General features: G+C 44.4%; 21 protein-coding genes and 4 tRNA genes. 24 read left to right on the top strand and 1 reads right to left on the bottom strand.

The genetic code is table 11. The annotated features are described in order from the left end of the window. The 19 genes from ACGHCT_RS17850 to ACGHCT_RS17760 all read left to right on the top strand — a co-directional run bounded on the left by ACGHCT_RS17850 (position 1) and on the right by ACGHCT_RS17760 (position 14846). A tRNA-His gene (locus tag ACGHCT_RS17850) sits at positions 1-74 on the top strand. Positions 75-111: 37 nt separating this feature from the next. Continuing rightward, a tRNA-Gln gene (locus ACGHCT_RS17845) sits at positions 112-183 on the top strand. 38 nt (positions 184-221) lie between these two features. Further along, positions 222-294 (top strand) — tRNA-Lys (locus ACGHCT_RS17840). Between the two features lie 106 nt (positions 295-400). Further along, positions 401-480 (top strand) — tRNA-Leu (locus ACGHCT_RS17835). A 162-nt stretch (positions 481-642) separates the two neighbouring features. Continuing rightward, complete coding sequence (locus ACGHCT_RS17830) at positions 643-1755, top strand: ROK family transcriptional regulator (protein WP_390437117.1); 1113 nt, start codon at positions 643-645, stop codon at positions 1753-1755. A 193-nt stretch (positions 1756-1948) separates the two neighbouring features. Next, positions 1949-2995 (top strand): NAD(P)-dependent alcohol dehydrogenase, encoded by a 1047-nt coding sequence (locus ACGHCT_RS17825; RefSeq protein WP_072853800.1) that lies wholly within the window; start codon positions 1949-1951, stop codon positions 2993-2995. Between the two features lie 115 nt (positions 2996-3110). Continuing rightward, entirely contained in the window at positions 3111-3362 is a 252-nt protein-coding gene (locus tag ACGHCT_RS17820; protein ID WP_139249502.1) for a hypothetical protein, read from the top strand. A gap of 194 nt (positions 3363-3556) precedes the next feature. Next, the gene (rho, locus tag ACGHCT_RS17815; protein WP_072853866.1) at positions 3557-5077 is read left to right on the top strand and encodes a transcription termination factor Rho; all 1521 of its coding nucleotides are present in this window, start codon (positions 3557-3559) and stop codon (positions 5075-5077) included. Positions 5078-5177: 100 nt separating this feature from the next. After that, a complete protein-coding gene (rpmE, locus tag ACGHCT_RS17810; protein ID WP_072853805.1) occupies positions 5178-5381 on the top strand; it encodes a 50S ribosomal protein L31 in 204 nt (67 codons plus the stop codon). 147 nt (positions 5382-5528) lie between these two features. Further along, the gene (locus ACGHCT_RS17805; RefSeq protein WP_390437116.1) at positions 5529-6506 is read left to right on the top strand and encodes a DUF1385 domain-containing protein; all 978 of its coding nucleotides are present in this window, start codon (positions 5529-5531) and stop codon (positions 6504-6506) included. Further along, positions 6503-7354: a peptide chain release factor N(5)-glutamine methyltransferase gene (prmC, locus tag ACGHCT_RS17800; RefSeq protein ID WP_072853807.1), complete on the top strand. Its 852-nt coding sequence runs from the start codon at positions 6503-6505 to the stop codon at positions 7352-7354. Before ACGHCT_RS17805 ends, prmC begins: the two co-directional genes overlap by 4 nt. Positions 7355-7367: 13 nt before the next feature. Next, positions 7368-8444 (top strand): peptide chain release factor 1, encoded by a 1077-nt coding sequence (gene prfA, locus ACGHCT_RS17795; RefSeq protein WP_072853809.1) that lies wholly within the window; start codon positions 7368-7370, stop codon positions 8442-8444. 31 nt (positions 8445-8475) lie between these two features. Then, complete coding sequence (locus tag ACGHCT_RS17790) at positions 8476-9402, top strand: sugar phosphate nucleotidyltransferase (protein WP_226904111.1); 927 nt, start codon at positions 8476-8478, stop codon at positions 9400-9402. A 48-nt stretch (positions 9403-9450) separates the two neighbouring features. Then, positions 9451-10797: a phosphoglucosamine mutase gene (gene glmM, locus ACGHCT_RS17785; protein ID WP_072853813.1), complete on the top strand. Its 1347-nt coding sequence runs from the start codon at positions 9451-9453 to the stop codon at positions 10795-10797. Positions 10798-10812: 15 nt separating this feature from the next. Continuing rightward, positions 10813-11850: a tetratricopeptide repeat protein gene (locus tag ACGHCT_RS17780; RefSeq protein ID WP_072853815.1), complete on the top strand. Its 1038-nt coding sequence runs from the start codon at positions 10813-10815 to the stop codon at positions 11848-11850. Positions 11851-11978: 128 nt separating this feature from the next. Further along, on the top strand, positions 11979-12428 hold the full coding sequence (locus ACGHCT_RS17775; RefSeq protein ID WP_390437115.1) for a Fur family transcriptional regulator: 450 nt from the start codon (positions 11979-11981) through the stop codon (positions 12426-12428). Then, complete coding sequence (locus tag ACGHCT_RS17770) at positions 12429-13340, top strand: metal ABC transporter substrate-binding protein (RefSeq protein ID WP_390437114.1); 912 nt, start codon at positions 12429-12431, stop codon at positions 13338-13340. A 22-nt stretch (positions 13341-13362) separates the two neighbouring features. After that, positions 13363-14028: a metal ABC transporter ATP-binding protein gene (locus ACGHCT_RS17765; protein ID WP_390437113.1), complete on the top strand. Its 666-nt coding sequence runs from the start codon at positions 13363-13365 to the stop codon at positions 14026-14028. Further along, positions 14025-14846, top strand: coding sequence for a metal ABC transporter permease (locus tag ACGHCT_RS17760; protein ID WP_390437112.1), 822 nt, complete (start codon positions 14025-14027; stop codon positions 14844-14846). Before ACGHCT_RS17765 ends, ACGHCT_RS17760 begins: the two co-directional genes overlap by 4 nt. Before the next feature lie 60 nt (positions 14847-14906). Here ACGHCT_RS17760 and ACGHCT_RS17755 read toward each other — a convergent pair whose 3' ends face one another. Beyond that, on the bottom strand, positions 14907-15773 hold the full coding sequence (locus ACGHCT_RS17755) for a helix-turn-helix domain-containing protein (protein ID WP_390437111.1): 867 nt from the start codon (positions 15771-15773) through the stop codon (positions 14907-14909). A gap of 325 nt (positions 15774-16098) precedes the next feature. On the opposite strand from ACGHCT_RS17755, the gene ACGHCT_RS17750 reads away from it, so the two are divergent. The 5 genes from ACGHCT_RS17750 to ACGHCT_RS17730 all read left to right on the top strand — a co-directional run bounded on the left by ACGHCT_RS17750 (position 16099) and on the right by ACGHCT_RS17730 (position 21082). Then, the gene (locus tag ACGHCT_RS17750) at positions 16099-16914 is read left to right on the top strand and encodes a sugar phosphate isomerase/epimerase family protein (RefSeq protein WP_390437110.1); all 816 of its coding nucleotides are present in this window, start codon (positions 16099-16101) and stop codon (positions 16912-16914) included. 50 nt (positions 16915-16964) lie between these two features. Then, on the top strand, positions 16965-18275 hold the full coding sequence (locus ACGHCT_RS17745) for an extracellular solute-binding protein (protein ID WP_390437109.1): 1311 nt from the start codon (positions 16965-16967) through the stop codon (positions 18273-18275). Positions 18276-18336: 61 nt separating this feature from the next. Further along, a complete protein-coding gene (locus ACGHCT_RS17740; protein ID WP_390437108.1) occupies positions 18337-19227 on the top strand; it encodes a carbohydrate ABC transporter permease in 891 nt (296 codons plus the stop codon). A 15-nt stretch (positions 19228-19242) separates the two neighbouring features. After that, positions 19243-20136 (top strand): carbohydrate ABC transporter permease, encoded by an 894-nt coding sequence (locus ACGHCT_RS17735; RefSeq protein WP_390437107.1) that lies wholly within the window; start codon positions 19243-19245, stop codon positions 20134-20136. Positions 20137-20155: 19 nt separating this feature from the next. After that, positions 20156-21082 carry a sugar phosphate isomerase/epimerase family protein gene (locus ACGHCT_RS17730; protein ID WP_390437106.1) on the top strand — a complete coding sequence of 309 codons (927 nt, stop codon included), beginning with the start codon at positions 20156-20158 and terminating at the stop codon, positions 21080-21082. Positions 21083-21100 lie beyond the last annotated feature (18 nt).

Raw genomic sequence — 21100 nt, 5'->3', positions numbered from 1 at the left:
GTGGGTATAGCGCAGTTGGTTAGCGCGCCAGATTGTGGCTCTGGAGGCCAAGGGTTCGAATCCCTTTATCCACCTTGCGCTGTGTACTGATGAGTGTACAGCTTTTTTTATTGGGCTATCGCCAAGCGGTAAGGCACAGGACTTTGACTCCTGCATTCGCTGGTTCAAATCCAGCTAGCCCAGTTCTGGGACCTTGCCGATTGGAGACAGGACCAGACTATGGGATATTAGCTCAGTTGGTAGAGCACTTGACTTTTAATCAAGTTGTCCGGGGTTCGAATCCCCGATGTCTCATTGTAAAAGGTATAAACTTTTGGTTTATACCTTTTATTATACGGCAAAGCCGTATGCCTGCCCGAAAGGGAAGCGTTCAAAAATGCTGCACAGTATAGAGCTATATGCGGATATGGCGGAATTGGCAGACGCGCCAGATTTAGGTTCTGGTGGGAGACCGTGCAGGTTCAAGTCCTGTTATCCGCAGTACGTTTGGAAATAAGAAATGTTCAGCTTTTCTGAATGCACAGAGTCTTTACCCGATGGTGGGGGAAGGCTCTTTTTTTCTGTGCATTTTCTTGCATTTTCTATGGCTTATATCTATAATGTATTTTATAAAATGAATGATAAAAGTGGAAGGGATGAAATATGCCGGTAAATATATTAGAGACAAAGCGCATGAATAAAGCCAGAATTGCCAGGTTTATATCTGTCCAGGGCAGTACCTCAAAGGCGGAGATCGCAAACAAACTAAATCTGAGTATGCCTACTACACTGCAGAATGTAAAGGAATTGGTAGAAGCAGGGATCGTGGCGGAGGAGGGGGAATATGAATCCACCGGCGGCAGAAAAGCAAAGGCTCTGTCAATTGTAAGGGATGCCGGGTATGCAGTCGGTGTTGACATTACAAATAACCATATTACTATGGTTATAGTAAATACAAGAAAAGAAATAATCCAATCAGACAGAATACGCCGGACTTTCCAAAATAGTATCCAATACTATGAGTGTCTGGAACAGGGGATCCGGGAATTTATTATGAGGACAGGGACAGAGAAAAGTAAGATCCTAGGGATTGGCTTTTCCCTTCCGGGTATTGTGGACAAAGCGCAAAAAATCCTCATACGTTCCCATACACTAAATGTTGAGAATGTCAGCTTTCGAGATCTGGAAAGCTCCTTGGGGCTTCCATGCGAGCTGGAAAACGACGCAAACAGTGCAGCGTGTGCGGAGCTGGATGATAAAATCACGAATGCGGTTTATCTTTCTCTAAGTAATACAATCGGCGGTGCTATTTGCCTTCGGGGGCAGCTGTACAAAGGAGAAAATTTTAGAAGCGGGGAGTTTGGACATATGGTAATAGAGCGCGATGGCAGGACTTGCTATTGCGGAAAAAGAGGGTGTATTGACGCCTACTGTTCGGCAAAAATTCTGCAGGACTATGCCGGCGGCAGTCTGGAAGACTTTTTTGAGAAGGTAAGGCGGCAGGATGCTGAGGTTCAGGAAGTTTGGAATGACTATCTGGACAGCCTGGCCATTGCAGTTACAAATCTGCGGATGGCCTTTGACTGCAGTATAGTTCTGGGAGGATATGTAGGAGGATACCTGGAAGAATTCATGCCGGAGCTGGCAAAAAGAGTTTTGCAGGACAATAAGTTTGATTTGGATACCTCCTATCTTAAGACAGGGAAATATAAATTTGAAGCATCTGCGTATGGGGCTACATTGGGATTTGTGGATTCATTTTTGGATAATGTATAGATATGGTGTACAAAGGCATCTTCCTATATTGGGGAAGATGTCTTTGTACATTTTTACTAAAAAAAGATATAATAATTGACTAATATATAGATTCTGCTGCGGGGGGATTGACATATATGGCATAATCGGCAATAATGAAATTACTTTGATAAAATGATTAATAAAAGTAGAAATAAAACAGGGAGGAGACAACATGGAAGGTAAGATGAAAACGGCAGTAATGCTTGGAATAGGACATATGGGATTTGAGGAGCGCGATATTCCAAAAGTGGGTGATAACGAAGTATTGGTAAAGCTCGAATATGTAGGAATTTGCGGGAGTGATCTCCATTATTACGAGACAGGTGCAATTGGTGACTATGTGGTAGAACCGCCTTTTGTTCTTGGACACGAGCCGGGAGGAACCGTTGTGGAGGTAGGGAAACAGGTAACACACTTAAAAGCGGGGGACAGGGTAGCTCTGGAGCCGGGGAAAACCTGCGGACACTGTGAATTCTGCAGGGAAGGAAAATACAATCTCTGTCCTGATGTGGTGTTTTTTGCCACGCCCCCTGTAGACGGTGTTTTTCAGGAATATGTGGCACATGAAGCAGACCTGTGCTACAAACTTCCAGAGAATGTAAGTACCCTGGAAGGGGCACTCATTGAACCGCTGGCAGTTGGATTTCACGCAGCCATTCAGGGGAATGCGCACCTTGGCCAGAAAGCTGTGGTAATGGGAGCTGGATGTATCGGTCTGGTTTCCATGATGGCGTTAAAGGCGAGAGGAGTTTCTGAGGTATACGTGGTAGACATTATGGAAAAACGTCTTCAAAAGGCAATGGAATTAGGAGCAGCCGGGGTGATTAACGGTGCGGAGGAGGACGTAATCGAACGCGTAAAAGAGATTACAGACAATAGGGGGATGGATCTGGTTATTGAGGCCGCAGGGACAGAGATTACCACAAGGCAGGCAGTCCGGATTGCTAAAAAAGGCTCTGATATTGTTTTGGTGGGATACAGTAAAAGCGGTGAGATAACACTGCCTATGAGCTTGATTCTGGATAAAGAGCTAACCCTAAAGAGCGTATTCCGCTATCGTCACATCTATCCAATGGCTATTGAAGCAGTGGCATCCGGCAAGGTGAATTTGAAAGGGATTGTAACAGATGTATTTCCCCTGGACGAGGTACAAAAAGCAATGGACTACAGCGTGAACAATAAGGCTGATATAGTAAAAGCTGTGATTCAGATCGCCTAGATAAAATAAAGTTGGAATCACCTTTTGCCGGATTTCTTGACAAAGTACCAGAGAGGATATAAGATGATAATGAAAATAGATGTCTGAAAAAGAGAACAAGTTAAAGGTGATACATATGAAGATAAACAGTAATAAAGCAGACTTGGATAAAAAGAGGGAAGAGGAGAAAGGGAAGCTGAGGCGTAAGTTTCAGATGTGCCTTCCTCTGGGGTTTCTTGTACTCTTGCTGGCACTGCTGTGTAAACAGTTTGCCTATCTGAGCGACTTTACCATTGGATTCCTTGAGGGGATCGCCATAGCTTTATTGGTGGCTGGAGTCGGCTATCTTATCTGGTGCAGAGTGAAAAAAGAAAAGCCGTTTGAATAACCATCATACCAGGCAGGAGCCCAGTGCTCCTGCATTTTTAAATTCTGCTTTCTTTTTATATTGAAATGTGATAGGATAATCAAAGATAACAATATCTTGATTTTTATAGACTATATATAAATCTTTATGATCGCTGTCGCTTCAGACAAGAAATCCAGTAGAAGCATTTCTAAAAAAGAGAGGACAAGACTATGATGAGAGAAAAGTATGAATCCCTGTCCCTTGGTGCTTTGAAAGAAGTAGCTAAGGCAAGAGGACTGAGGGGGATTTCTACCTTGAAGAAAAGTGCATTGATTGACAGAATGCTGGAAGAAGACGAAAAAGAAGAGAAAACGGCAAAAGAAATGCCTAAAGAGACAGAGGAAAGAACCGAAGGGAAGGCGGATCCTGTACAGAAGTCTGAGCCGACGCCAAAAACGGAACAAGCTGTGAAACCTGAGAATGCATCCAAAACAGACCATTCCCAGAGGTCTGAGCGTGTCCACAGAACAGAGAATACTCAGCGTCCGGACCAGACTTATGTGAAAACGGAAAGAAAGAATGATGCCAGACAAGACGAGAAGCCTCCTATGGACCAGTCACAGCTGGACAGCGGACAGACAGCCTGCGGGATTCTGGAGGTGCTGCCGGACGGCTATGGGTTTATCCGGTGTGCCAATTATCTTCCGGGGGAGAATGATGTTTATGTATCTCCTTCCCAGATCCGCCGTTTTAATTTGAAAACAGGTGATATCCTGAAGGGCAACACCAGAGTGAAGAGCCAGAATGAGAAGTTCAGCGCCCTGCTGTACGTGACCTCTATTAATGGGATCTCACCCAATGAGAGTGTGAAACGGTACAATTTTGAAGATATGACGCCTATCTTCCCCAATCAGAGACTTCGCCTGGAGCGCCAGGGCGGAAGTGTGGCTATGCGGATTGTAGATCTGCTGAGTCCTATCGGAAAGGGACAGAGAGGTATGATTGTATCTCCGCCGAAGGCAGGTAAAACAACTCTTTTGAAGGACGTAGCCAAGTCCATACTGAGAAATAATTCGGAGATGCATCTGATTATCCTTCTGATAGACGAACGGCCTGAGGAAGTGACAGATATTAAGGAAAACATACAGGGAAAGAATGTAGAAGTGATATATTCTACATTCGATGAGCTTCCGGATCACCATAAAAGAGTGTCCGAGATGGTAATTGAACGGGCAAAGCGTTTGGTAGAGCATAAAAAAGACGTCACCATTCTTCTGGACAGTATTACTCGTCTGGCCAGGGCCTATAACCTTACCGTACCCCCAAGCGGCCGTACCTTGTCCGGAGGTCTGGATCCGGCTGCCCTTCATATGCCAAAACGCTTTTTCGGAGCTGCAAGAAATATGCGGGAAGGGGGGAGCCTTACTATTCTGGCTACAGCCCTCGTGGACACAGGAAGCAAGATGGATGACGTGATCTATGAGGAATTTAAAGGCACCGGTAATATGGAACTGGTACTGGACAGAAAACTCTCAGAAAAGAGGGTATTTCCTGCTATTGACATTCCTAAATCTGGCACAAGGAGAGAAGATCTCCTCCTATCCAGAGAGGAACAGGATGCTGTGGATTCCATGCGCAGGGCACTGAACGGAATGAAGACAGATGAAGCGGTAGAGAACATTTTGAATATGTTTGTCCGCACCAGGAATAACCAGGAATTTATACAGATGATTAAAAAGCAAAAAATTGTCTAAAGAACTTGCAATTTATAATGGATTATGATATAATTTGAAAGCTGTTTAAATATCAGAACACAAAGTAACAAGAATGAAATAGATTGATGAGGTGAAAAAAATGAGAGAAGGTATCCATCCAGAGTACCACCAGGCAACTGTAACTTGTAACTGTGGTAATACGTTTACAACAGGTTCTACCAAACCGGAGATTCACGTAGAAATCTGTTCCAAATGCCATCCATTCTATACAGGACAGCAGAAAGCTGCACAGGCTCGCGGACGTATTGATAAGTTTAACAAGAAATACGGTATCACAAAATAATAATTGGACTGGTGTACGCCGGCAGAAAGTCGTGCGACAGCATATAACAAAAGAATTACCCGTGCTTGCGCGAGTAGTTCTTTTGTTCATTTACAGGAAACTTAAGTGCGGTAAATGAACAATGAGCATAGGCAGAAAGGAATGTGCATGAAATCATCTAATATTGGCGGACAGGCTGTTATGGAAGGAATCATGATGCGGCACAAAGATAAGTACTCTATCGCCGTCCGTAAGCCTGACCAGGAGATTGAAGTAAAGGTCGAGGATTATAAAAGTTTTATAAAAAGTAAAAAGCTTCTTACAATTCCCATTGTCCGCGGTGTGCTTAATTTTATTGATTCTCTGGTCGTGGGAACCCGGTGCCTGATGTATTCCGCCTCATTTTTTGAAGAGGACGAGGAGGAAGAGCAGAAAAAACAGGAGTTTACCTGTGAAGAATTAAAGAAATATAAGGAGAAACAGGAAAAACAGAATAAAATATTAATGACAGTCACTGTAATACTATCCGTGGTGATTTCTGTCGGCCTGTTTATGATACTTCCCTACTTCATTGCCAGCCTGCTTCACAAGGTAAATGCGTCGGACACCGTGGTTGCCATTGCGGAGGCATTTGTGCGGATCGGTCTTTTCCTTTTATATCTGGTGGCAATCTCTAAAATGAAAGATATCCAGAGAGTATTTATGTATCACGGTGCAGAACATAAGTGTATCAACTGTGTGGAACACGGTATGGATCTGACGGTGGAGAATGTAATGAAAAGCTCCCGGCTTCATAAGCGCTGCGGAACCAGCTTTTTACTGATTGTTATGGTAGTCAGTATTATTTTCTTCCTGTTTATCAGAGTTCCTTCTCCCGTGATGCGTGTGGTAGTCCGCCTGCTGCTGGTTCCGGTGATTGCGGGTGTTTCCTATGAATTTATCAGATTGGCGGGCAGCAGTGAGAATCCGCTGGTTACCGCTTTAAGCAAACCAGGTATGGCCCTGCAGAAGCTCACAACCAGAGAACCGGATCCGGATATGGCTGAGGTGGCCATTGCCGCTGTGGAGGCTGTTTTTGACTGGAGGGCTTATCTGGAGGAAAATTTTACCCGTTCTGGGGAAAAAGCGAAGGAAGAATCGGCATGACTACGCTGAAAGAACTTCTGGATTACGGGAAGAAAGCGTTAACTGAGGGATGTATAGAAAACGGAGCTCATGATGCATGGCTGCTTATGGAGCATGTATGTAACATAGACAGAAGCTTCTATTATGTGCACCCTGAGAAGACGGTAACGGATGGAACGGCGGAAGAATACCGGCTGCTGGTAGAGAAGAGAAAAAGACATATTCCCCTGCAGCAGCTGACAGGAGAGGCATGGTTTATGGGGCTGCCGTTTTACGTGAATGAGAATGTATTGATTCCCCGCCAGGATACAGAATGTCTGGTAGAAGAGGTATTGAAACGGGGGAGTAAGGCTGAGCGTATCCTGGATCTCTGCACCGGCAGCGGATGTATTCTTCTGAGTATTCTCCATGAACTGCGTTCAGTGAGAGGAGGCTCTGTACGGGGAGTGGGCGCCGATCTTTCTGCCCCGGCTCTGGAAGTGGCGGAAAAGAACCGGGAGAGACTGGGAATTGAGGCTGAACTGGTACAAAGTGATTTGTTTGAAATGATTGAGGGAACCTTTGATATGATTGTTTCTAATCCCCCCTATATACCTTCCGGCGTTATAGATGGCCTAATGGAAGAGGTGCGTGCTCATGAGCCGGCAATGGCTCTGGATGGTGGAGAGGATGGGTATGATTTCTATCGAAAAATTATCCGCAGGGCTCCGGCATATTTGCGCGGGGGAGGATGGCTTTGCTTTGAGATTGGATATGATCAGGGAAAGGGGCTGGAAGATCTTCTCAAAGAGGAAGGGTTTCAGGAGATTCAGATTATACAAGATCTGGCCGGACTTGACCGGGTTGCGGTAGGCCAGTGGAAGAGTTAGAGGAGGAAAACCTGTGTTTGATAAATTAGAAGATATTTTAATTCGCTTTGAGGAAATACTGGGGGAATTAAATGAGCCTACAGTGGCCAATGATCAGAGCCGTTTCCAGAAGCTTATGAAGGAGCAGAGCGATCTGCAGCCTATTGTGGATGCCTACAAGGAGTACAAGGAGAGCAGACAGACCGCGGAGGACAGTGTTTCCATGCTGGAGGAAGAGTCGGACGCTGAAATGAGAGAGATGCTGAAGGAGGAACTGTCCCTTGCAAAAAAGAGAATTGAGGAGCTGGAGCATGAGCTGAAGATACTTTTGCTTCCCAAGGATCCCAATGACAGCAAAAACGTAATTGTGGAGATACGGGCAGGAGCCGGGGGAGATGAGGCTGCCCTCTTTGCTGCTGAAATTTACCGGATGTATGTAAAGTATGCAGAGACTAACCGCTGGAAAACAGAGATGATGAGTCTGAACGAGAACGGGATCGGGGGATTTAAAGAAGTTACCTTTATGATCAACGGCAGCGGTGCATACTCCAAATTAAAATACGAAAGCGGTGTGCACCGGGTTCAGAGAGTACCGGAGACAGAGTCCGGGGGACGGATTCACACTTCTACAATTACCGTAGCCATTATGCCGGAGGCTGAGGAGATAGATTTCCATCTGGATATGAATGACTGTAAATTCGATGTGTTCCGGGCATCCGGAAACGGAGGCCAGTGTGTAAACACTACGGACTCAGCGGTCCGTCTGACCCATATTCCTACAGGAATTGTTATTTCCTGTCAGGATGAAAAGTCTCAGCTGAAAAATAAAGATAAGGCATTAAAGGTACTCCGTTCCCGCCTGTATGAGATGGAATTGGAGAAACAGCACGATGCGGAGGCGGAAGCGAGAAGAAGCCAGGTTGGAACAGGAGACCGATCCGAAAAGATACGAACTTATAATTTCCCTCAGGGCCGTGTAACAGATCACAGGATTAAATTGACGCTGCACCGTTTGGATAGTATAATGAACGGAGATTTGGAAGAAATTATAGACAGCCTGATCGCAGCAGACCAGGCGGCTAAGCTTAGCAATCTTCAGGAAGATTACTAAGAAATACTTTGAGAGGGTACAGGAGGAACAGATGAAAAAAACAGCTTTAGTTATCATGGCGGCAGGAATCGGAAGCAGATTTGGCGGCGGCGTTAAACAGCTGGCACCTGTGGGACCGAATGGTGAAATAATCATGGACTACTCCATCTATGACGCCTTAGAAGCGGGATTTAATAAAGTGGTATTTATTATCAGGAAAGATCTGGAGAAGGACTTTAAAGAGATTATCGGCCGGCGAATCGAAAAAATTGTTGAGGTAGAGTACGCATACCAGGAACTAGACCAGCTTCCGGAAGGCTTTAAAAAGCCGGAGGACCGCACAAAGCCCTGGGGAACCGGGCAGGCAGTGCTCAGTGCCAAAGAACTGATAAAAGAGCCTTTTGCAGTAATTAATGCAGATGATTACTATGGAAAAGAAGCGTTTGTCAAAGTGCATGATTACCTGGTAAAGGAACAGCCAAGACAGGAAGAGACTCTTTCCATCTGCATGGCTGGTTTTATTCTGGGAAATACCCTGAGTGATAACGGTTCGGTGACAAGAGGTGTATGTCAGGTAGACAAAGACAGTCATCTGGTCAAGGTAACGGAGACTCACAATATCGTAAAGACAGAAGACGGGGCAGGAGTGCTGCAGGAGGACGGCAGTATCCTTCCTCTGGATGCGGACAGTTATGTGTCTATGAACATGTGGGGGCTTACCCCGGAATTCCTCGAAGTTCTGGAAGCGGGGTTTGTGGAGTTTCTTTCAGAACTTACCCCGGAAGATAGTAAGAAGGAATATCTTCTTCCAACCATTGTGGACGGACTTATCAGAGAGAAGAGAGCAGAAGTGACTCTCCTGGAGACCAGAGACACCTGGTTTGGGGTGACCTACAAAGAGGATAAGCAGACAGTTGTGGATGCCTTTGCAGAGTTAATCCGCAAAGGGATCTATAAGGAAAAGCTTTTTGATAACTAGAAACCGCACACAGAAGATGTATTGATTGAATAAGTGAGGAGTAGAAGTATGGGCAAATATTTTGGAACAGACGGATTCAGAGGAGAAGCAAATGTTAATCTTACGGTAGAGCACGCGTATAAGGTAGGCAGATTTCTGGGTTGGTATTTTGGCCAGAACCACAAGGCACAGATCGTGATTGGAAAGGATACCAGAAGAAGCAGTTATATGTTTGAGTACTCACTGGTTGCCGGACTGACAGCGTCCGGGGCGGATGTATATCTCCTGCATGTGACAACAACCCCCAGTGTATCCTATGTGGTGCGCACTGAGAACTTTGACTGTGGAATTATGATCTCTGCCAGCCATAATCCTTTCTATGACAATGGGATCAAAATTATTAACGGACAGGGACAGAAGATGGAAGCCTCCGTGGAGGAGCAGATAGAGGCATATATTGATGGAAAGATCCCGGAGATACCTTTTGCGCTGAAGGAGAATATCGGTCGCACCGTAGATTTCTCCGCGGGCAGAAACCGCTATATCGGATACCTTATCTCCATTCCTACAAGAGCATTCAAGAATATGAGAGTGGGTCTTGACTGTGCCAACGGGAGTGCATCCGCTATCGCAAAAAGTGTATTTGATGCACTGGGAGCTAAGACCTATGTGATCAACAATGAGCCGGACGGCACCAATATAAATACCAACTGCGGCTCTACCCATATTGAAATTCTTCAGGAGTTTGTAAAGGAAAAACAGCTGGATGTTGGTTTTGCCTATGACGGAGACGCCGACAGGTGTATTGCAATTGACGATCAGGGAAATATTGTAGACGGCGATATTATCCTTTATGTCTGCGGCAAATATCTGAAGGAGCAGGGAAAACTGAACAACAATACTATTGTTACTACTGTTATGTCCAATCTGGGCTTATATAAGGCTTGTGACAGAGAAGGGATTTCTTATGAAAAGACAGCTGTAGGAGATAAGTATGTCTGCGAGAATATGATGGATAACGGTCATATGCTGGGAGGCGAACAGTCAGGACACATTATATTTGCACACCATGCCACTACGGGAGACGGAATCCTTACCTCTCTGAAGATTATGGAAGCTGTGCTGGAGAAAAAACTGCCGCTCAGCACTCTGGCCAGTGAAGTTAAAATCTATCCTCAGCTGTTAAAGAATGTAAGAGTCTTTAATAAGCAGGAAGCCAGAGAGAATGCGAAGGTAGTTGAGATTGTAGAACAGGTGGGAAAAGATTTGGGCGATGAAGGCCGTATCCTGGTAAGGGAGAGCGGAACAGAGCCGGTGGTCCGTGTTATGGTAGAGGCCGCCACGGATGACATCTGCAGGGAACAGGTTAACAGAGTCATTCAGGTAATGGAAAGAGAACAGTTGATCGCTGAATAATAAGAGGAACGCAGAATGATAAAATATAAGGGGATACTTATTATGAGCTGTGTTCTGTGCCTGACGGCAGGCTGTGGAAGCGATAAGCTCAGCCACTACGAAGAAGGCGTACAGGCGCTGGAGCAGGAAAGCTATGAGGATGCCATTGGGAGCTTTGAATTGTCTGTGGCAGATGACAAAAAGGTGGCAGAGTCCTATCGGGGAGAAGGGATCGCTTATCTCAAGCAGGGAAACTATGAGGAAGCAATTACGGCGTTCCAGAGTGCTCTGAAGAGTCTGGATGGCAAAAAAGAAGGGATGCAGAAGGATATCAGGTATTATCTGGCCACAGCCGAATACCAGGCCGGGATTCTGGATAACGCGCTGAATACCTGCAACGATATACTGGACATGGAGACAGATAAGGATGCTTACTTTCTGCGGGGCCAGATTTATCTGGCACAGGATGACTATGATAATGCCAAGTCGGATTTTCAGAAAGCAGTAGATAAATCAGAGGATTACGAGGATTTTCTTAATGTTTACCGTGCATATCGGGAAAAGGATATGAAAGCGGACGGGGAAGAATATCTGGAGGAAGCTCTGAAAATTGAAGCCAGGGACGAACAGGATGAATATGACAGAGGAAGAGTTTACTATTATCTGGAAGATTTTGAGAATGCCAAAGAAGAACTGATTCATTCCATGAATAACGGGAATCCGGATGCCGCACTTCTGCTGGGCAAGGTGTATGTGGCCATGGGGGATACCTCCAGCGGCAGACAAATGTATCAGCAGTATCTGGCGGATAAAGGGGAATCCGCCAAGGCATATAATGGCATGGCATACTGCGATATTGCGGACGGAGAATACGACAGTGCCCTGGAGAATATCCAGAAGGGTCTGGAACTCAACGATCCTCAGGAAAATCAAAGTCTGCTGTACAATGAAGTGGTGGTGTACGAGAAAAAGCAGGAGTATGGGACTGCAAAGGAAAAAATTGCTGCATATTTGGAAAAATATCCTTCAGATCAGGATGCGATCAAAGAAAGTACATTTCTGCAGACCAGATAAATATAGAAAAAGAGCCGGTTTAAGAACAACCAGGCTCTTTTTTAATATTGCAAAGCCCCTTGACAAATCTTGCGTGCATGGTATCATAATACATGCGAATGATTAGCATTTGCATAAGGAGTGATGGGATGAAAGAAAAACAGACAGAGAACATATGGGGACGGGGGTTTAAGCGCACCAAGCAGAGAGAAGAGGTATACGGGATTTTGGAAAAATCGGCGGTTCCCGTAACTGCCCAGGAGATTTATAAGATACTGCTGCTGGAAAAACCCAAAGAATGCCAATATGCATTGTCTACTGTATATCGAGTTCTGAATGCCTTCGAAGAACATCATTTGGTGAAGAAAAGTTTTCTTCCTGGGGAGGATATGGCCCGCTATGAGCTGGAGCGAAATATTCACGAGCATTATGCAGTCTGTCTGGTATGCCATAAAAGAGTGCCTATCAGCAAATGCCCTTTTGAGAGCGGAGGAATTCAGGTGGCTGAAGATGGATTTGATATTACCGGTCACCGCATCGAGCTCTACGGATATTGCAGAGCGTGCAGACAGAGAGTGGACAAGACAGGAGACAGATAAATGAAAAGAATACTAGGATTGTTTTTGACAGGTCTCATAGCTGTATGTATGTTATCAGCATGCAGACCAGAGGCTGGGGAAGAAAAGGACGGAAAATTAAAGGTTATGGCAAGCTTCTATACCATGGGGGACTTTGCGCAGAAAGCCGGAGGGGATGAGGTTGAGGTTACGACTATGGTTCCTGCAGGCACAGAGCCCCATGACTGGGAGCCGGGAGCTCAGGATATTGCTTCACTGGAGGAGGCTGATGTATTTATCTACAATGGTGCAGAGATGGAGCACTGGGTGAAAGACGTGCTTAACACTTTAGAAAATAAGGAGCTAATTGTAGTAGAAGCAGCAGAGGGCATAGAACTGCTGGGAAGCCATGGACATCAGGGGGAAGAGGGAGACTATGATCCCCATGTGTGGCTGGATCCCCGGAATGCCGAAAAGCAGATGGAGACGATAGGTAAAGCGCTGGAAAAGGCGGCGCCGGATAAGCAGGAGTATTTTCGGGAAAACTGCAGCAAATATAAAACAGAGTTTGAACAACTGGATCAAGAATTTCAACAACAGCTGGAATCTCTGCCGGGAAAAGATATTATTGTGGCGCACGAGGCATTCGGCTACCTGTGCCAGGCGTATGGACTGAACCAGATTGGTATAGAGGGGCTTTCCCCGGACTCGGAGCCGGATCCTGCCAGGATGGAAGAGATTATAGAATTTGCCAGGGATAATAAGGTGAAAACGATTTTTTTTGAGGAGCTGACCAGCCCTAAGGTGGCGAATACCATCGCAAAAGAAACAGGAGCAGACACAGCGGTGCTGAATCCTTTGGAGGGATTGACGGAGGAGGAGATAGAGGAAGGAAACGATTATTTTTCCGTTATGAGAGAGAATCTTCAGGCTTTGGTGAAAGCTTTACAGTGATAAAAGGAGAGCGAGAGACAGTATGAGTGTTATAACAATGAAGGACGCGGAATTCTCCTATGAAGGAGCCCCGGTTATCTGCAGGGGAAACCTGAAGATAGAAGAGGGAGATTTTGCTGTTCTGGTAGGAGAAAATGGTGCGGGTAAAAGCACCCTGCTTAGATTGATTTTGGGAGAACTCACCCCGTCCATGGGGGAGGTGCAGATCTTTGGGACAGATCCTGGGAAAGTATTTAAAAGCTGCCAGGTTGGATATATTCCCCAGAACAGCATTGCCCTGAATCAGGGATTTCCTGCCACCGTGGAGGAGATTGTGCTGACCGGGCTTTATGCTCAAATTGGAAGGTTTCATTTTCCCAAAGCCGTTCACAGGAAAAAGGCAGCAGAGATGCTGGGAAAGATGGGGATGGAGGAATATAGGAAGTGCAGGATCGGGGAGCTTTCGGGAGGCCAGCAGCAGAGGGTCATGCTGGCGAGGGCATTGGTAGGGGATCCTTCTCTGCTTATACTGGATGAGCCTACTACCGGTATGGACTCTAAGTCGATAGAAGAATTTTATGAGATCCTGTGCAGCTTTAACCGGGGATCCAGGCTTACGATACTAATGGTGACACACGGAGCGCTGCGGGAATGCCGGGGAATCAACCGGATTTTCCGTATAGAGGAAGGCAGGGTGGCAGAGGAATGAGTGTACTTCAATACGCTTTTATGCAGAAGGCCTTTATCGTAGGGATTCTTCTGGCAATTATAACGCCCTGTATAGGGATGACGATCGTATTAAAGCGAATGTCCATGATCGGGGATGCTCTGGCGCATTCCTCCCTGGCAGGAGTGGCATTTGGCCTCCTTCTGGGAATCAACCCTGTACTGGGAGCTACCGCATTCTGTATCTTCGCAGCCCTAGGCATTGAAGGGATTCGTAAGAAAACTCCCAGATATTCGGAGATGGCTATTGCTATTGTTATGTCTGCCGGGATCGGGCTGGCAGGGGTATTGTCCGGGTTTGTAAAAAACAGTGCCAATTTTAACAGCTTTTTGTTTGGAAGTATTGTGGCCATAAGCGACCTGGAGCTTTGGATGGTGATACTTGTAAGTGTTCTAGTATTGCTTGTCTTTTTACTTCTTTACAAAGAACTGTTCTATGTGGGGTTTGACGAAAGAGCAGCCAGAATATCCGGGGTTTCAGTAAAAACGGTTAATTTTGTTTTTACTCTGTTAACCGCTCTGACGGTTTCCATTGCCTCCCGGACTGTAGGGACTCTGATTGTTTCATCCATGCTGGTAGTGCCTGTAGCCTGCGGGATGCAGATTGGAAAGAGCTACCGTCATACGCTCCTCCTCTCTATAGTATTTGCTGTTGCATTTACAGTGACGGGGCTTACCGTGTCTTATTACGGGAAATTGAAACCGGGAGGGACAATTGTGCTGACAGGAGTGCTGGTCTTTGTCATAATTGTGATATTTAAATCAATCAGGATAAAATATAAAAAGCATAAGGCGGTCTAATGAGAGGCCCGAGCAGAAGATACAGACTCCCCTCAGGCATAGGAAATAGACTGACCGGACTCATGACAGTGCTGAGAATGCATTTTTTCTGTATGCACCCGGGGAGAGGCCGCATTCCCGGAGGAATACTTTATTAAAGTAAGTGACATTATCATATCCTACGGTGGTAGAAATATTGATAATCTTCTCATTTGTAACCAGCAATAATCTTTTGACTTCTTTTATGCGCAGAGCATTTATATATTCTGAGAATGTTTTTCCCATTACTCTTTTAAACAAACGGCAGAAACTGGCATCGCTGAGGAAAATCAGCTGTGCCATTTCTTTTTGTCTGATAGTTTTACGGTAATTCACTTCTATAAAGTCCAAGACCGGCTGGAGACGTATCAAATCTTTTAGCTGCGTTCCAAATATCTTCGGCTGCCTTATCTGGCAGTTCCGCAATAAATATACATATATTTTTTCAATATCAGCTTTCATACTCAACTCAAAAGCCACCTCTTTCTGAAAAAATTCATTTTTTAAATCCCCAAAAAGATGATAGAGCACGTCGTTTTCAGTGATTTGTATCTTTCGCTGGAAATTAGAAGGGCGGCTGTCAAAATAATGGTGATACCTTGACATCATTGATTCTGTAAATGTAAGAGAAAATGTATTGGATTCTACTTGTATGACCATGATTTCAGAATCCTGCTCCATGGCTTTTGTTGCATGTGGTTCTCTGGCATCAATAATAACAAAGTCTCCCGGCATGCATGGGATACAGGAATCATTGACCCATATTTGATAGACTCCTTTCAGACAATAGATGAGTTCTAGAAATTCATGCCAATGCCAGGAACTGTTTGTATGATAGAAAAAAACTGAAAAAGGCAGCTGAGAATCTTCGCTGTGCAATGAGTTTGTAATACTGTTTTCTAAGTACATAAATCCATCTCCTATACGGCACCATATGGCCAAAGCCATATACTCCGGAAAGGCATATATAAAAGGATGCCATTGGGTATAAACTAAAAAAACTTAAAGTGTTATTTTAATAATATAAAAGCACAAAGGGAAAGTCAACGATAATAGATGAAAATAATATAAATAATTAAAAAAGTATAATATTAAATGAAATATTTTGGACAAAAATTCTAAAATGATAAAATTGTTAAAGAAAACTACAGTATGGATGTAGATAAAACGCATAAGCGATTATATAATCAGGACATAAAGTAACTGCTGACAAGAGAGAAAGGGAGAAGATAATATGAAGATAGGATATCAATTGTATTCCTGCAGAAATTCAGCAATGAAAAATCTCTCAGCCGTCCTGCACAGTCTGGCCGAATTCGGCTGCGACGGGGTGGAATTAGCCGGATTTTGCGGACACAGGCCGGAAGAACTGCGGGAGATGATGGACCGTGAAGATTTAAGCCCCGTGTCCAGCCATATCCCTTTGACAGCATGGGAGAGGGATGTGGAGCAAGTAATCCGGGAACACAGAATACTCGGATGCGAATACCTTGCTATCCCATATCTGGATGAGGAGTATCGTCCAGGGAATCCGGCGTTTTCAAATATCATCTGCAGGCTGTTTGAATGGGGAGAGAGGTCCCGGGAGGCTGGGATGCAATTACTGTACCATAACCATGATTTTGAATTCAAAGAAGTTTCAGGAAAAAACGGACTGGATTTTTTGATGGACAGTATTCCTTCAAAGTTTCTGCTGCCGGAACTGGATACCTGTTGGATTAAATACGCGGGATATGACCCGGCTGCTTATATCCGCAGATATAAAGGAAAATGTCCGGTTGTACATTTGAAAGACTACATGAGCAGCGGTAAAGAAGGGGAAGTACCCTATGGACTGTTAAAGGAAGAGACAAAAGATGGCCCCCATAAGATACAAAATGGGTTTACCTATAGTCCCCTGGGATATGGCTGCCAGGATATAGAGCAATTAGTGAAAGCAGCAAAAGAAAGCGGTGCTCAGTGGCTGATTGTAGAACAGGATGAGCCGGATGGATATGACGAAATGGAGGCTGCGGCATTAAGCATTGAGACACTGAAAAAGTATTTGTAATATCATCCATAAAAGTGCGCTACTTAACCATATATGAAAGGAGAAAAAGGATGAAAAGAAAATTGGCATTATTGATGGCGTTAGCTTTAACAGTATCATTGGCAGCATGTGGTGATTCAGGTAAAGAAGGAAAAGCAGAGAAGGAGACAACAGACAGCAAAGCTGGGACTGAGGAAGAGGGGAAGGCAGAAGATAAGCCAGAAAAACTTGTCATGGTCACGACTACAGATCACGAAGACTTGTATTCTTATGTAGCGGATGAATTTTATGAAAAGTATGGGATTGATGTGGATATTATTTCACTGGCATATGCAGATGTACATGACAAAGAAGTAACCATGGCACTTGGGGGAAGCCAGCTGGATATTCTGACGGTTGACACTGTGTGGCCGGGGGAGTTTGCAAAGTCAGGGATTGCCAGACCCCTGAACGAATACTTTACAGAGGAAGAGATAGCACAGCTATACCCTGCATTTGTGGATGAAATGTCAGTGGGGGATGATATATATGCGATTCCTACAATGACCGAGGGAAAATGGCTTTTCTATAATAAAGAAATGCTGGAGGAAGCCGGATACAGCGCACCGCCCTCCACATATGATGAAATGCTGGAAATGAGCAGGAATATGATGGACAAGGGGATCTGCAAACATGGAACTGCATGGGCAGCATCCCAGGCAGAAGGGTTTGTATGTGACTTCAATGCCGCCTTATATGCTTATGGCGGAGAGTGGGTAAATGAAAACGGCGATTTTGTGTTTAACAGCAAAGAGGGAGTAGATGCCCTGAACATGTTTATTAACTCTATGAAGGATAACACAGCGGATCCGGCGTCTGTTTCTTACTCAGACAGGGATAATTTGGATCCGTTTATGGCGGGGGATACTGCTTTTGTGACCTGCTGGTCCTATGCTTATGATTTTACCAATGATCCTGCGAACAGTTCTGTGGCAGGGAAGGTAGAGGTGGCGATTGCGCCAGGCCAGGGGGAAGTAGAGTATTCTGCAACAACCGGAGGCGGCGGATTGGGAGTAACCTCCAGCTGCAAATATCCTGAATGGGCTGTGGAGTTTATAAAAATAGCTATCAGCTATGAGGTGCAAAAAGATGTACTCGACAAGTTCGGGAATATGCCCATCCTAAAAAGTGTTTTAGAGGATCCTGAGATTCTCAAGAACAACCCTGAATTTGAGATTATGGCGAAGCAATTTGATTATGCTCATGGACGGCCTACCATAGCAGATTACAGCTCATGGAGCAAAATGCTGCAGCTAAATCTGAGCAAAGCACTGGCTGGAGAGGTAACTGCGCAGGAAGCATTGGATGAAGCTGTCCGTATCTCTAACCAAGAATATAAGTAGATTATATTCTGAAACATAAATTAAGGGTGATACGTATGTGAAGTGAGTGATAGGAGAAAACATGAAAAGAATGGTTGACAATAAAAAATTGAATCGTCAAATGCCGGCATATAAATTGATCTGTCCTGCAATGCTCGTTATCTTCGCATTAAACATTTATCCTCTGCTCAACACATTTGTTATCAGCTTTCAATGGAAGAATATGCTGGATGCTTCCAAAAATGGGTTTGCAGGACTGGAACAGTACATAAGTGTGCTGACAAATTCTGAGTTTTGGAATTCTGTGAAGGTCACAGGGCAGTTTGTAATTATGTCGCTGACAATACAATCCGTTTTTGGAATGTTGATTGCACTTCTTCTTAATCAGAAGTTTAAAGGAAGAAGATTTGTCCGTGGAGCAATCCTTGCTCCATGGGCAGTCCCTACGCTGGTAAACGCAGTACTTTGGGGATGGATGCTAAATGCTAATTATGGATTGATAAACAGACTTTTAATGCAGTGGGGGAGAATATCGGAACCTGTGGCATGGCTGGGCGACGCGAAAATAGCTATGATTATGATAGTACTTGCGGATACCTGGAGGATGCTGCCTTTAACGGTATTAATGTTCTTGTCGGGGCTTCAGTCTGTATCTGCTGTAAGCCTGGAAGCTGGGAAAATTGACGGTGCAAACGTGTTTCAGAGATTTTTTCACATTATTCTGCCCCAGATGAAGCCGATTATTCTGGTGGTGCTTATTATGCGTACCACACAGACCATGAAGGTGTTTGATATTGTATATATGCTTACCAATGGAGGACCGGCCAATGGCACCATGGTAATTAGTTTCTATACCTATTACACAACATTTAAAAGCCTGAATTTTGGTTTGGGTGCAACACTGTCAATTGTTATAGCAGGGATTATTTTTTTGATAACTCTATTATATCTGAGGATTTTGAAGGAAGCTTAATCAAAGGTATGGTCTATGATGAAAAAAGGAAAAAGTATAAAAAGAAGTATTGGAAGGGTCGGAATCTATCTGGGGGTAATTCTGCTGCTGCTATGGACGTTTGCTCCGCTGCTTTGGATGTTTTATTCTTCCATTTGCGAGAAGAGCGAACTGTTGACGGGGGGGCCTGTGGTCTGGCCTGAGAATGTCACCTTTTACAGATACCGGGAGTTCTTTTCTTCGATAATAAAAGTATTCCGTGGAGGAAGAATCGCAAGCACGTCAGAAGTTTTTATTCATTCCATATTTAACAGCTTTAAAGTTGCTGCTGTTACCACAGGCATTTCTCTGCTTATCGGGGGGATGGCAGCATATGCCTTTGCAAGACTGAAGTTTAGAGGCAGTAATATACTGATGATTCTGGCGTTGTTTATTCAATTACTGCCAACTGTGTCATTGGTGATACCTCTGTATGAGACTGTCTCCAGATTCGGAATGATTGACAGGATTGTTACCCTTGTTGTTTTATATCTCGGAATGGTTATGGCGTATGCTATCTGGGTTCTGCACGGCTACTTTAAATCAATACCGCCTGATTTAGAGGATGCTGCCAGAATTGACGGGTGCAATTATTTTCAGGCATTCCTGCGGATTATTGTACCCTTGGCAAAACCGGGATATGTTGCAGTTGGGACATTGGTCTTTTTAATGTGCTGGGATGAATTTTTATATGCACTCATTTTTATGAACTCAAAAGAGACAACAACACTTACAGTCGCTTTATCGCAATTTAGTACCACTCATGGGGGGATAGACTACGGAATGCTGATGGCAGGCGGCTGCATTGCAACTTTGATTCCCCTGCTGTTAGCAATTTTTTTCCAGAAATATATTGTATTGGGACTAACTGCAGGAGGCGTTAAAGACTAGGAAGAGTGAAAGGAGATTTATGAAAGTAGGAGCAGCAGTAGGATGCTTTACACATCCTCATTATGAACCGCCGTATGAAGAGGCGGTAAAGATGATTGGAGAACTGGGATTTGATGGTATAGAATTAATTGCTTATACGGCAGAAGATTTAAGCCAGTATTATACAGATGAACGCTGCCGGGAACTGGACAGGATAATCAAGGGCTATAACATGGAACTGTCAGAGTTTATCTTATATGCACATGCCGTGGAAGATTTATTAGACAACGATAACAAAAAGAGGGATAAGGCATTAGAGTTTTTTGAACGAGGATTAGAGACCGCAGCCAAACTTGGTACGGAAACGATTAACGTAGTTTCTAACTGGCCTAAAGAACTGAAAGCACCTGTTCCGTATTTGCCGTCATCTATTCACCCGTATGCGCCCGGATTTGAACTTTTTGAGCCAAAACATATTATAGAGATGCCTCCAAACTTTGATGCAGGAGGAGTATGGGAGCGGTATGTGGAATCCTTAAGCAAAGCAGTGGAGCTGTGCGAAAAGTATAAAATCAGATTCGCTCTTGAGGGTCATGCAAATGTTGTGATTGGCACAACAGATGGTATGCTCAGGGCTTTTGACAGAATATCCAGTCCCTATTTCGGAACCAATTTTGATGCGGCATGGCAGTCAATGCAGCGAGAATATCTTCCGTGGTCTGTCTATAAACTGAGGGAAAAAATCTTTCATGTACATCTTAGAGATACAGATGGACTGCTCTGTTATACATACCCGGTAGGACTGGGGATAATTGACTGGAATGGATTTGTCAGAGCACTCAAGGAAACCGGGTATCAGGGATTTCTTTCCATGGAACTGGGAGGCTTGAAGAGACCAGAAAAATATATAAAAGAATCTTTAGAGTATATCCGCAGAATTTTAAAAGAAGAAGAGGCAGATGAATAATACAAGTAAGGAGAGGTT

It is taken from the genome of Lactonifactor longoviformis, from assembly GCF_042848515.1.
GTDB classification, from domain to species: Bacteria; Bacillota; Clostridia; order Lachnospirales; family Lachnospiraceae; genus Lactonifactor; species Lactonifactor longoviformis.
Note: the sequence above shows the minus strand (reverse complement) of the source record. Positions and strands in the feature narration are given on the sequence as shown.